This window comes from Collimonas sp., assembly GCF_044339385.1.
GTDB lineage: Bacteria > Pseudomonadota > Gammaproteobacteria > Burkholderiales > Burkholderiaceae_D > Collimonas.
This window is the reverse complement of record NZ_JBIIVN010000075.1, coordinates 1-11582: the sequence shown is the minus strand read 5'-3', so window position 1 is coordinate 11582 and position 11582 is coordinate 1. Positions and strand designations below refer to the sequence as shown.

The 11582-nt window shown below is 52.4% G+C and carries 13 protein-coding genes; all 13 read left to right on the top strand.

Annotated features, from left to right (window positions below; genetic code table 11):
• The first annotated feature begins 338 nt into the window (after positions 1-338).
• Positions 339-839, top strand: a complete 501-nt coding sequence (locus ACIQ0R_RS07215; RefSeq protein WP_395825556.1) for a YceD family protein — start codon at positions 339-341, stop codon at positions 837-839.
• Between the two features lie 278 nt (positions 840-1117).
• The gene (gene rpmF / locus ACIQ0R_RS07210; protein ID WP_014006864.1) at positions 1118-1300 is read left to right on the top strand and encodes a 50S ribosomal protein L32; all 183 of its coding nucleotides are present in this window, start codon (positions 1118-1120) and stop codon (positions 1298-1300) included.
• A gap of 148 nt (positions 1301-1448) precedes the next feature.
• Complete coding sequence (gene plsX / locus ACIQ0R_RS07205) at positions 1449-2570, top strand: phosphate acyltransferase PlsX (RefSeq protein ID WP_395825553.1); 1122 nt, start codon at positions 1449-1451, stop codon at positions 2568-2570.
• Complete coding sequence (locus ACIQ0R_RS07200; RefSeq protein WP_395825550.1) at positions 2567-3553, top strand: beta-ketoacyl-ACP synthase III; 987 nt, start codon at positions 2567-2569, stop codon at positions 3551-3553. Before plsX ends, ACIQ0R_RS07200 begins: the two co-directional genes overlap by 4 nt.
• 205 nt (positions 3554-3758) lie before the next feature.
• Complete coding sequence (gene fabD, locus ACIQ0R_RS07195) at positions 3759-4691, top strand: ACP S-malonyltransferase (protein WP_395825546.1); 933 nt, start codon at positions 3759-3761, stop codon at positions 4689-4691.
• On the top strand, positions 4688-5464 hold the full coding sequence (gene fabG, locus ACIQ0R_RS07190) for a 3-oxoacyl-ACP reductase FabG (protein WP_395825543.1): 777 nt from the start codon (positions 4688-4690) through the stop codon (positions 5462-5464). Before fabD ends, fabG begins: the two co-directional genes overlap by 4 nt.
• A gap of 173 nt (positions 5465-5637) precedes the next feature.
• Entirely contained in the window at positions 5638-5880 is a 243-nt protein-coding gene (gene acpP, locus ACIQ0R_RS07185) for an acyl carrier protein (RefSeq protein WP_395825540.1), read from the top strand.
• Between the two features lie 30 nt (positions 5881-5910).
• The gene (gene fabF / locus ACIQ0R_RS07180; RefSeq protein WP_395825537.1) at positions 5911-7152 is read left to right on the top strand and encodes a beta-ketoacyl-ACP synthase II; all 1242 of its coding nucleotides are present in this window, start codon (positions 5911-5913) and stop codon (positions 7150-7152) included.
• A 65-nt stretch (positions 7153-7217) separates the two neighbouring features.
• A complete protein-coding gene (locus ACIQ0R_RS07175; protein WP_395825534.1) occupies positions 7218-7703 on the top strand; it encodes a flagellar hook-length control protein in 486 nt (161 codons plus the stop codon).
• A gap of 97 nt (positions 7704-7800) precedes the next feature.
• A complete protein-coding gene (gene rpoE, locus ACIQ0R_RS07170) occupies positions 7801-8403 on the top strand; it encodes an RNA polymerase sigma factor RpoE (RefSeq protein WP_395825531.1) in 603 nt (200 codons plus the stop codon).
• A gap of 57 nt (positions 8404-8460) precedes the next feature.
• Positions 8461-9075: a sigma-E factor negative regulatory protein gene (locus tag ACIQ0R_RS07165; protein ID WP_395825528.1), complete on the top strand. Its 615-nt coding sequence runs from the start codon at positions 8461-8463 to the stop codon at positions 9073-9075.
• A 55-nt stretch (positions 9076-9130) separates the two neighbouring features.
• On the top strand, positions 9131-10096 hold the full coding sequence (locus tag ACIQ0R_RS07160) for a MucB/RseB C-terminal domain-containing protein (protein ID WP_395825525.1): 966 nt from the start codon (positions 9131-9133) through the stop codon (positions 10094-10096).
• A 90-nt stretch (positions 10097-10186) separates the two neighbouring features.
• Positions 10187-11582, top strand: a 1396-nt coding sequence (locus ACIQ0R_RS07155; protein ID WP_395825522.1) for a DegQ family serine endoprotease, incomplete at its 3' end; no start/stop codon positions are given.

Below are 11582 nucleotides of genomic sequence, written 5' to 3'. Positions count from 1 at the left end.
AGTGCCACCTTCGCTTTTTTGTTGCCCGCTGAAACTGTTTCGTTTTAATTCGTTCATATCCTGCCTTCGTTGTTCAGTGCAGGATACTCCTTAAACTATTGTCCGGATTTCCGGGTCCACTATAGTACTTTGAGCTAGAGCCCAGAATCAGGTGTGGCAGCAATCTCGGTAGTGTAGTTGGCGCAGACGACATTTGTTGTGAATTGGTCATGGTGTTGCTGATTTGAGTACTTGCCCTGCAATAAAACGCGGATAATCAGCGGAAAGTACGCTAACACTTTGACGGATAAGGGAAAAGGCTGTTATTATCGCAGGTTTTCCGGGTTCGGCTTCAGACTATGAGTGCTTTTATCATCGACGCGTTTGATTATTTGCGCCTTAGAGAGCGCCGCGAAGGCGAAATTCCCGTGGCTGACTTGGGTCGCCTGGCCGCTGAGTCGGTCGATCGCTCCGGTGTGTTGCATTGGGTTCTGGTTGGCGGTGTAGATCATTTGGGGCATCCCCAGCTATCGGTAGCAGTAAGCGGCTCGACCACGATTATGTGTCAACGCTGCCTGGCTCCGTTTGTCTTCGAGATTGATTCAGAGTCGGTGTTAGTGTTGGCCAAAGACGAGAATAGCGCCGATGAGATCGATGCGCTTCTCGACAATGATGAGATTGATGTCATTGTGGGAAGTAAATCATTAAATATTGCCGAGTTGGTTGAGGATGAAGCTTTGCTGGCTCTGCCACTGTCGCCGAAGCATCCGGTTTGTCCGGGGCAGTCCGCGCTTGAGGGTGTGCAGGGTGTCAAAAAAGAATCGCCTTTTGCCATGCTGAAGAATTTGAAGCAGCAGTAATTTGCTGTCTTGGTACAGTGTTTGTAAATAGTAATTTTGTTGGTTGGATGGATTCTGGCTTCTGTAAAAAAGAATCTAGATAAAAAACCTATGAAATGTAAGTAAAGAATTGCGGTAAATTTGTCGCGCTGATGTTCACATGAATGTGATGCCGTGTGACTAAGGTGTGGCAATAGGTAGTAAAATCCGCGCTCAAACGCGGTAGGAGTATCCAGCCTTTCCCTGTTCTGAGGGTTGGATATGTTAATCTTTAAGATCTTAAGAAAGCAGGAGTTATCATGGCAGTTCAACAAAATAAAAAGACCCCATCGAAGCGCGGCATGCACCGCGCCCACGATTTTCTGGTTGCACCTCCGCTGGCTATCGAGCCGACAACTGGTGAAACACATTTGCGTCACCACATCAGCCCGAACGGTTTCTATCGTGGCCGTAAAGTGTTGAAGACCAAGAACGACGAGTAATCCTTGTTCTTTCGATGCAGGTTGAAGGCTGCGCGATGAGTTTTACTCAATAGCGCCGTTTTTGTATGCGGAATAATTCTTCGCGTCATTTTGAATCGCGCCCAATCTGCCTCATAATACGGCTTAGAGTAGGCACTGAATCAAAACAATGACAATTAAAATTTCTATCGACTGCATGGGCGGCGATCATGGCCCGGCGGTTACCGTACCTGCTGCTATTTCATTTGCCAATCGTGAGCCTGAGGCCGAATTGGTGTTGGTTGGACTCGAAGAAGAAATTCGGGTGCAACTGAAAAAGCACAGGGCTAGCGCCCATCCACGGTTGTCGGTGCTGCACGCATCTGAAGTCGTGACGATGGATGACTCCATCGAAACAGCGTTGCGTCGGAAAAAAGACTCGTCAATGCGCGTTGCGCTGCGCTTGGTCAAGGACGCCCAAGTGCAGGCCTGTGTCTCGGCCGGCAACACCGGCGCTTTGATGGCGGTGTCCCGCTATCTGCTGAAGACGATACATGGTGTCGACCGACCAGCAATCTGCACCATTCTGCCCAACCAAAAAGACGGCCCTACCTACATGCTCGACCTTGGTGCCAATGTCGATTGCGAGCCGTTGCACCTTCATCAATTTGCATTGATGGGGTCGGCCTTGGTATCGGCGATGGAGGGTAAGCCTCGTCCTAGCGTTGGATTGTTGAACGTTGGCGAGGAAGATATCAAGGGCAACGAGATGATTAAGCAAACTGCGGAGTTGCTGCGTGCCGATCACGAAAAGGGCATCCTGAATTTCTATGGTAATGTGGAAGGCAATGACATTTTCGAAGGTACTACCGATATCGTCGTTTGCGACGGTTTTGTCGGTAATGTGACGCTCAAAGCATCCGAAGGTCTGGGGCGTTTCGTCAAGGGTGTATTAACTACAGAATTCAAAAGCGGCATTTTCAACATGCTGGGTGCAGTGATAGCTCGCGGTGCGATCAAGGCGATTTCGCGTCGCTTGAATCCTTCTCCCTACAATGGTGCTAGCTTGTTAGGTCTGCGTGGACTGGTTTTCAAGAGCCATGGCGGTGCCGATGCCTATGGTTACGAATGGGCTATACAGCGCGCATTCGACGCTGCGAAATATGATGTATTGTCTCGTATTGCCACCACAATTGCCGAACTGATGCCGCAGCAGCATGCCCAAAGTTTGGCCGTGCCGCCTGAAGCCTGCGCGGATGCGGTATCATGCCAAATCATTACGACTCAACCTTCCCAACAAAAGACAGCATGACTACATATAGCAAAATTGTCGGCACCGGCAGCTATTTGCCGCCGAAACGGGTGAGCAATCAGGAGCTCGCTGCGCAGCTCGCTGAAAAAGGTATCGAAACATCCCATGAGTGGATTTTTTCGCGCAGCGGCATCGCTGCCCGTCACTATGCCGAAGCGGACGTGCAGTCCAGCGATCTCGCCGTTGATGCGGCTAAGCAAGCGCTCGATATGGCGCGTATGCAAGCTGATGACATCGACCTGATCATTGTCGCCACCTCGACCCCCGACCATTTCGGCGGATTTCCGAGCACCGCTTGCGTGGTCCAACAAAAACTGGGCATTACCAATGGTGCCGCTGCGTTTGATGTGCAAGCGGTTTGCAGCGGTTTTGTGTATGCAGTATCGATCGCCGACAGCATGATCAAGACAGGTGCACATAAGAATGTTCTGGTGATCGGTACCGAAGTATTTTCCCGAATCCTGAATTTTGACGATCGGACGACGTGCGTATTGTTCGGCGATGGTGCTGGCGCGGTAGTCTTGAGTGCTTCCTCGGAGCCAGGTATTCTCGCCACCAAACTGCATGCTGACGGACGCTACAAAGAGATCCTGTGCGTGCCCGGTAAAGTTAATGGTGGCGTGGTTGAGGGTAGTGCTTTTCTATGCATGGACGGTCAGGCAGTATTCAAGCTGGCGGTGTCGGTGTTGGAAAAGGTCGCCAATGAGGCGCTGCAACTGGCCGGCATGGAGTCGTCTCAGATAGATTGGCTGATCCCGCATCAGGCGAATATCCGCATCATGCAAAGCACCGCGCGTAAACTCGGGCTGGATATGGATCGCATGGTGGTCACTCTCGATCAGCACGGTAACACTTCGGCTGCTTCGATTCCTCTGGCGCTTGATCAGGCGGTGCGCGACGGTCGCGTCAAGCCAGGGCATAACATCATGATGGAAGGTGTCGGCGGGGGCTTTGCCTGGGGTGCGATTCTGGCCCGCATGTAACGGCAGCTTTATAGGTCTGACGCTGGTCTGGTCTGGTCTGCGTCGGTTAGAGGTCCGGCATGCCGTACGCGCGTGCCGGGGAGTTGCCATTTAGGCGGTTCTGCGCAAGTGGGTGTAACTCGGTGCAACTCAGCCTGTTCTCTTTTAGAGTCTTCCGTATCGTCGCAAGCATGTACTTAATAAATTTGATATTCACAGGTAAGGCATGAATAAATTCGCATTTGTTTTTCCGGGTCAAGGCTCCCAAGCTGTAGGTATGTTGAACGGTTTTGCCGATAATCCGGTGGTAAGAAACACCGTTGCAGAAGCTTCAGAAGCACTGCAGTTCGATCTAGGTAAGCTTATCGCAGAAGGGCCGAAAGAAGAGCTGGACCTCACTAACAACACTCAGCCCGTGATGTTGACTGCGGCGGTTGCTTTTTACTGCGCCTGGCTGGCGGCGGGCGGTGCTGCGCCAACTCTGGTGGCCGGCCATAGTTTGGGCGAGTATTCGGCTTTGGTTGCCGCCGGCGTGATTGCTTTCAAGGATGCGGTCCCGTTGGTGCGCTTTCGCGCTCAGGCCATGCAGCAGGCAGTTCCGGTCGGGCAGGGCGGGATGGCGGTGATTCTCGGTTTGTCGGACGAAGAAGTGCGTGCTGTTTGTATCGCCGCAGCGCAAACTGAAATTGTTGAGGCGGTGAATTTCAACGCACCGGCTCAAGTCGTCATCGCCGGTCATAAAGCAGCGATTGAGCGAGCCTGTGTTGCCGCCAAGGAAAAAGGCGCAAAGCGTGCCTTGCCATTGCCGGTTTCAGCCCCGTTTCATTCATCGCTGTTGAAGCCTGCGTCGGATCGTTTGCGCGAATATATGCAGGAGCTGACTTTCTCGGCGCCGCAAATTGCGTTAATCAACAATGTCGACGTGATGATACTCAACGACCCGCAAGCCATCAAGGATGCACTGGTGCGGCAGGCAGCAAGCCCGGTGCGCTGGGTTGAAACGGTCCAGAAGATTGCCAGCGAAGGAATTAGCCATGTGGTGGAATGCGGTCCGGGCAAAGTTCTTGCCGGTTTGACCAAACGTATTAATGATGGGTTGATTAGTGAGGCGATTGTCGATCAGGCGTCGTTGGATAAAATGTTGGAGGTGTTGAAGTGAGTGTACAAAATTCTGTAGTGCAAGATCTGGATGGCCAGGTAGCCTTGGTTACCGGCGCATCGCGCGGTATTGGCCGTGCCATTGCGCTGGAATTACTCAAGCGCGGTGCCAAAGTTGTGGGTACGGCGACTTCCGAGGCTGGTGCTGCGGCAATTTCCGAATATTTAGATGCGGGTCGGCCGGGTGATGGCAATGGGCGCGGTATTGTACTCAATGTGAATGACGCAGTAGCATGTCAGGCGGCGATCGAGTTCGTGCAGAAAGAGTTCGGCGGATTGTCGATTCTGGTCAATAACGCCGGTATTACTCAGGATCAACTGGCGATGCGGATGAAGGATGAGGAGTGGGATTCGGTCATTGCGACTAATCTCACCGCTGTCGGCCGTTTGTCTCGCGCGGTCTTGCGTGGCATGATGAAAGCCAAGCATGGTCGTATCATCAACATCACGTCGGTGGTCGGCTCGACCGGTAATCCGGGGCAGATGAACTACGCCGCCGCCAAGGCGGGTGTGTCCGGTATGAGCCGCGCACTGGCGCGTGAGATTGGTAGCCGCAATATCACCGTTAATTGCGTCGCCCCAGGTTTTATCGATACCGATATGACCAAGGTTCTGAGCGAGCAGCAAACCGCCTCACTGTTGCAGCAAATCCCGTTGGGGCGACTGGGTGCTGCTGAGGATATTGCAGCTGCAGTAGCCTTTTTGGCATCTTCACAAGCCGCATATATTAGCGGCACCACCTTGCATGTCAACGGCGGCATGTACATGAGTTGATTTTTTGGTTCCGCCAAATTGGTGGCCAAAGTTAAGTTTCAATCTAAGTAGTACCTATTTAGACATTTTTGGCGTTGTTTTGTTAATTATTAAAGACAAATGCCGAAAGTGAATTTTCAATGCACAAACCTGCTAAAATGCGCGCACTTTCTGTAACCTAATGGAGGCATCACATGTCCGATATCGAACAACGCGTTAAAAAAATCGTCGCTGAGCAACTGGGCGTCGCAGAAGCTGACATCAAGATCGAATCGTCGTTTGTTGACGATCTGGGTGCTGACTCACTCGACACCGTTGAGTTGGTGATGGCACTGGAAGATGAGTTCGAAATGGAAATCCGAGACGAACAAGCTGAAAAGATCACTACAGTGCAACAAGCTATTGATTACGCCAAGGCCCACGTTAAGGCGGCCTAAGCTAGCTTTGAACGTATCCAGGAGAACCGCTTGAGCCGCACACGTGAACGCCGCGTTGTGATAACTGGCCTGGGTTGCATTTCACCGGTCGGCAATACGATTGCCGATGCGTGGAGTGCGATTATCTCAGGCAAATCAGGTATCGCAACCATCACCAAGTTTGATGCCTCTGCTTTTTCCACGCATTTTGCGGGAGAAGTAAAGGGTTTCAATATCGAAGATTGCATTCCCGCCAAAGAAGCACGGCATATGGATACCTTTATCCATTATGGTATGGCTGCGGGGATGCAGGCGATGCAAGACAGCGGTCTCGAAGCGACCGAAACCAATGCTGAACGAATCGGTGTCATCATCGGCTCAGGCATTGGTGGCTTGCCCCTGATTGAACAAACACACGCGGAACTGACCAATCGCGGTCCGCGTCGTATCAGTCCGTTTTTTATCCCCGCATCGATCATCAACATGATATCGGGCAATCTTTCGATCAAATATGGTCTTAAAGGACCAAATTTGGCGATAGCTACTGCTTGTACCACTGGCTTGCATTGCATTGGTGCGGCTGGCCGCATGATTCAGTACGGCGATGCCGATGTCATGATTGCCGGCGGTGCGGAGTCTAGCGTTTCTCCGCTGGGCGTCGGTGGTTTTGCTTCCGCCCGAGCATTGTCTTCGCGTAACGATGATCCTGCTACGGCATCGCGTCCATGGGATAAGGATCGCGACGGTTTCGTACTGGGCGAAGGAGCCGGCGTGTTGGTGCTTGAAGAGTATGAGCATGCCAAGGCGCGTGGTGCCAAGATATACGCTGAACTGCTCGGTTTCGGTATGAGCGGCGATGCGTATCACATGACCGCGCCAAGCCTTGATGGTCCACGCCGCTGTGTCGGCAATGCTTTGCGCGATGCAGGTGTCAATGCTGACCAGGTTCAGTACTTGAATGCACACGGAACTTCTACTCCGTTGGGCGACAAGAACGAAACCGAGGCGATCAAGGCTGCTTTCGGTGATCATGCCTACAAACTGGTTGTGAATTCAACCAAGTCGATGACCGGTCACCTGTTGGGTGGTGCGGGTGGTTTAGAGTCGGTATTTACCGTACTGGCTTTGCATAACCAGATTTCGCCACCGACGACAAATATTCTTAATCAGGATCCAGAGTGTGATCTCGATTACTGTGCCAATACAGCACGGGATATGAAAATTGATATTGCAGTCAAGAACTCATTCGGTTTTGGTGGCACGAATGGCACCTTGGTTTTTGGCAAAATCTAGTAGTATTCAAGAATCGAGCCGTTATCCAAGGATCACGGCTCGAAATTTCTCTTAAGCTGGCCATCATGTCGATAGCCGTATCCGCGACAATTCGTCCGTCCAAGGTGCTCTTCGCCATGGTGGCCGGTTTGTGTTCGCTGGTGGTCTCAAGTGGCGCTTTGATTGCAGTCGGTGCTGTTGGTGATCTGATGTTGCCCGAGCGCCTGTTGTTGGCTGCTGCGGGCCTGGTGTTGGCTTCGTATGGCATGCTGCGCTACGCATACGCCAATCTCTCAGTCCGCATCGATATTTCCGCGCTCGGCCAAATCCGGGTTGCGAATGCTGTGCCCGCCGGCAGCGCTAATATTCCAATGCTTGTTCCGGTAAAGGCGTGTTTGCTGAGGGGTACTACTCTCTGGTCACGTTTGCTGCTATTACGTTTGCGATTAGATAGCGGCTCAGTCAGAACAATTGCCATATTGCCTGATAGTGTCCCTGATGACACTTTTAGAGCCTTGTCCGAAGCATGTCGATGGATTTCGGCGGGAGCGGGCAAACCAGGCTCCGACTGATTCAGTAATAACTAGTCATTGTTGTTAATGTTGTGTTATTACTTTTGCTCTAAGTCCGAGCCCAGAAGCTGGCCGCAAAAAAACAAGGGAATGTGTATTGACGACAGAACGCGAAATTGATCAACTGCTTGTCGAGCGCGTCCAGCGTGGCGATAAGAAGGCGTTCGAGCTCTTGGTTGTTAAATACCAACGAAAGCTGATGCGTCTTGTCTCGCGGCTGGTTCGTGATCAGGCAGAAGCTGAGGATGTTGTGCAGGAAGCCTTTATAAAGGCTTATCGGGCACTGCCTCAGTTTAGGGGCGACTCTGCCTTTTATACCTGGTTGTATCGGATTGGCATTAATACCGCTAAGAACTATCTGGTCACTCAAGGGCGCAGGGCTCCGACCTCTACGGAAGCGAATTCCGAGGAAGCAGAAACTTTTGACGATGGCGAGCAACTAAGGGACATAAACAGCCCAGAATCTTTGCTTGCCACCAAGCAGATCGCTCAAACCGTCAATACTGCGATGGAGGCCCTGCCGACGGAATTGCGTGCTGCTATTACCTTGCGCGAGATAGAGGGTTTAGGTTATGACGAAATTGCTGAGGCAATGGGGTGTCCTATAGGTACGGTACGCAGCCGAATATTTAGGGCGCGGGAAGCTATTGCAGATAAGTTGAGGCCGTTGTTGGGGACGGCAATCGACAAACGTTGGTAAGAAAGATAGTGGTTTTTCGGGAACGAAGGGGTTGGCCAGGTTTTAACTAGGTGACTTATGAATACCAAAGAAATGACCCAAGAGCAAATATCTGCCTTGGTTGACGGGGAGTTATCCAATGCCTATGTCGATATGGCATTAGCGGCTTTGCGTCAAACGGACAGTCGCGATACGTGGGATGTCTATCACCAGATTGGCGATATCTTGCGCTCCGATGACATGGCGTTAACAATGAGCGCCGATTTTTCCGCCCGTATGGCGGCGCGGCTTGATGCTGAACCTGTCTACATCTCCGCGCCTCTGGCCGCCGTTCCTCAGCCCGAATCCGGGCTGGTTGCGGTTGGTGGCGGCCAGCCTGTGAGTTTCGCCAGCACTCGTACCCGGCGCGCGATAAAGCGTTTTGCATTGCCGGGCATGGCAGCAGCGGCGGTAGCAGCCGCTGCTTTCATCATTTCTCCGCAAATTATGGTGGTAAACAGCTCCTCGCCCGCAGCCGTTGCGACGCCGCAGCTGGCATCGGCAATCGATGCGCACGTCGTGCGTCCTGGCGAAGTGCTGCGTGATCCGCGCATGGATGAATATCTGTTGGCGCACCAGCGATTTTCTCCTTCTTTATACAGTACTGCGCAATATGCGCGTTCCGCTACATTTGCACCTGATGCTGATAAATAATATGCGGCAGACACAGGCCTTGCTTCGGATTATTATCCTTTTGTCTGCATGCACCATGCTCTCCGCGCAAGCGGAAAGCATGGATGCTGCGAGAGTCGCCGACAAGCAGGAGGCTCAGGCGCTGCTAAAAAAAATCCAGTCGGCGGCCCAGAAACTGAATTATTCCGGCACGTTTGTTTACCAGCAGTCGAACCAGATTCGGACTTCGCGTATCACGCACGTGCTGGAAGGCCGCAATGAGATAGAAAAGCTGGAAATCCTGGATGGGCGGCCGCGCGAATATATTCGCCGCAACGAAGACGTCACCTGCTATATCCCCGAAACCAAAACCAAGCTGGTCGAGAAGCGGGTCACGCAAGATGCCTTTCCTGCAATTCTGGCGGCACTGCCGACCGATCTGACTGACTACTATAGTGTCAAAATGGGAGAGACCGGCCGTGTTGCAGGGTTCGATTGCCAAGCCGTCCTGCTTGAGCCGAAAGACAATATGCGTTACGGCTACAAGCTTTGGGCTGAAAAGAACACCGGCTTGTTATTGCGCGCGCAGATCCTAAGTGGAAAGAATGAGATCGTCGAACAGATTTCCTTTACCCAGATTGGCATCGGCAACGTCGATCATAATCATTTGAAGTCGAGTTTCGGTAATACCAATGGCTGGCACGTCGAAAGCAGTGTGATGAACCCGGCTAACCTGAATGAGTGGACGGTCACGGGTATGCCGGTTGGGTTCAAGAAGGTGCGTGAGCTAAAGCGTCAGGTAACCGATGCACCGGCTCCAAATAACGCTGCCGCCCAGGTCACGCGGCGTGAAGTGTCTCAGTTGGTTTTTTCAGATGGACTGGCTGCCATTTCGATATTTATCGAGCCCGGCAGCCAAAGCCGAACTGAAGGCTCCTTGCAGCAAGGAGCCTTGAATATAGTGGGTAAGCGACAAGGGGATTATTGGCTGACAATTGTAGGTGAAGTGCCATCGGCTGCGATCAGGCAGGTGGCGAATTCTATTGCACTTAAAAACAAATAAAATTCCATGACTATGAAAATGTTGAGCTCCGCTCGTTACTTTTTATCTGCAATGGTTGTCGGCGCGACAGCCGCTTTTTTTGTTCCTGCAATGATTAGTGTCAGCCCCGTGGCCGTGGCGGCGCCGTTATCGGGGGTGCCGGATTTTACCGAGATAGTCGAAAAAACCGGGCCTGCAGTAGTAAATATTCGCACCACACAAAGAGTGAGATCGGGCTCGCCGCAAGGCGATTCTGATGATCCCGCCGACGCCGAGATGCAGGAATTTTTCCGTCGCTTCTTCGGTGTTCCTATTCCCGGACGGCCAAGTCCGCAAGCGCCAGGTTCGCGTGGACGCAAGAGTGATCCGAAGCAGCAACAAGAAGTGCCACGTGGCGTCGGCTCGGGCTTTGTCATTTCAGCAGATGGTTATGTGATGACTAATGCGCATGTGATTGACGGTGCCAGCGACGTCTACGTTACCTTGACTGACAAGCGCGAGTTCAAGGCCAAGGTCGTTGGTGCCGATGCGCGTACAGATGTCGCGTTGCTGAAGATTGACGGCAAGAATCTGCCGTTGTTGGTCGTCGGCGACTCCGACAAGATCAAGGTTGGCGAGTGGGTTCTGGCGATCGGTTCGCCTTTCGGCCTGGAAAATACCGTAACCGCCGGCATTATCTCTGCGAAGGCGCGCGATACCGGTGACTATCTTCCGTTGATCCAGACTGATGTTGCGGTCAATCCCGGTAATTCCGGTGGCCCGCTGATCAACTTACGTGGCGAAGTCGTCGGCATCAACTCTCAAATATACAGCCGCTCCGGCGGCTTCATGGGCATCTCTTTTGCGGTTCCTATCGATGAGGCAATGCGGGTGTCAGATCAGTTGAAAGCATCCGGCAAGGTGACGCGTGGCCGCATCGGCATGCAAATTGGCGAGGTGACTAAGGATGTGGCTGAATCGCTCGGTTTGCCGAAAGCCGAGGGTGCGTTGATTACACGGGTAGAGCCTGATGGCCCTGCTGCAAAGGCCGGCTTGCAGGCGGGCGATATCATCCTTAAGTTCAACGGCGCGACAATCGAGAACGCCACCGATCTGCCGCGTCTGGTCGGTAATGCGAAGCCGGGAGTGCGTGGCACGCTAACCGTGTGGCGTAAGGGCAGTAACCGCGATTTTTCGGTAACGATTGCCGAACTCGCCGCCGATAAGGTGGCAGCCAATTCGGATGACGATAAAAAGCCGAAAAAAGAGGCAGTGGCAAATGCGCTGGGATTGATTGTCAGTGATTTGACTGATGCTAAAAAGAAAGAGCTAGGCATCGACGGCGGGATTCAGGTTGATTCGGCCGAGGGTAATGCGGCAAGGGTTGGTTTGCTTCCCGGCGATGTGATCCAACGTTTGAACAATACCGATATTAAGGATGCCAAGCAATTCAATGCGCTGGTAGCCAAGCTGGAGCCGAAGAAGATGGCGGTGTTGCTGGTGCGGCGAGGTGAAGTGTCGCAATTTG

Excerpts from the sequence above, each read along its gene's own strand:
- ACIQ0R_RS07215 (WP_395825556.1), top strand. The coding sequence starts at position 339 with ATGAGTGCTTTTATCATCGACGCGTTTGATTATTTGCGCCTTAGAGAG.
- rpmF (WP_014006864.1), top strand. The coding sequence starts at position 1,118 with ATGGCAGTTCAACAAAATAAAAAGACCCCATCGAAGCGCGGCATGCAC.
- plsX (WP_395825553.1), top strand. The coding sequence starts at position 1,449 with ATGACAATTAAAATTTCTATCGACTGCATGGGCGGCGATCATGGCCCG.
- ACIQ0R_RS07200 (WP_395825550.1), top strand. The coding sequence starts at position 2,567 with ATGACTACATATAGCAAAATTGTCGGCACCGGCAGCTATTTGCCGCCG.
- fabD (WP_395825546.1), top strand. The coding sequence starts at position 3,759 with ATGAATAAATTCGCATTTGTTTTTCCGGGTCAAGGCTCCCAAGCTGTA.
- acpP (WP_395825540.1), top strand. The coding sequence starts at position 5,638 with ATGTCCGATATCGAACAACGCGTTAAAAAAATCGTCGCTGAGCAACTG.
- ACIQ0R_RS07175 (WP_395825534.1), top strand. The coding sequence starts at position 7,218 with ATGTCGATAGCCGTATCCGCGACAATTCGTCCGTCCAAGGTGCTCTTC.
- ACIQ0R_RS07165 (WP_395825528.1), top strand. The coding sequence starts at position 8,461 with ATGAATACCAAAGAAATGACCCAAGAGCAAATATCTGCCTTGGTTGAC.
- ACIQ0R_RS07160 (WP_395825525.1), top strand. The coding sequence starts at position 9,131 with ATGCTCTCCGCGCAAGCGGAAAGCATGGATGCTGCGAGAGTCGCCGAC.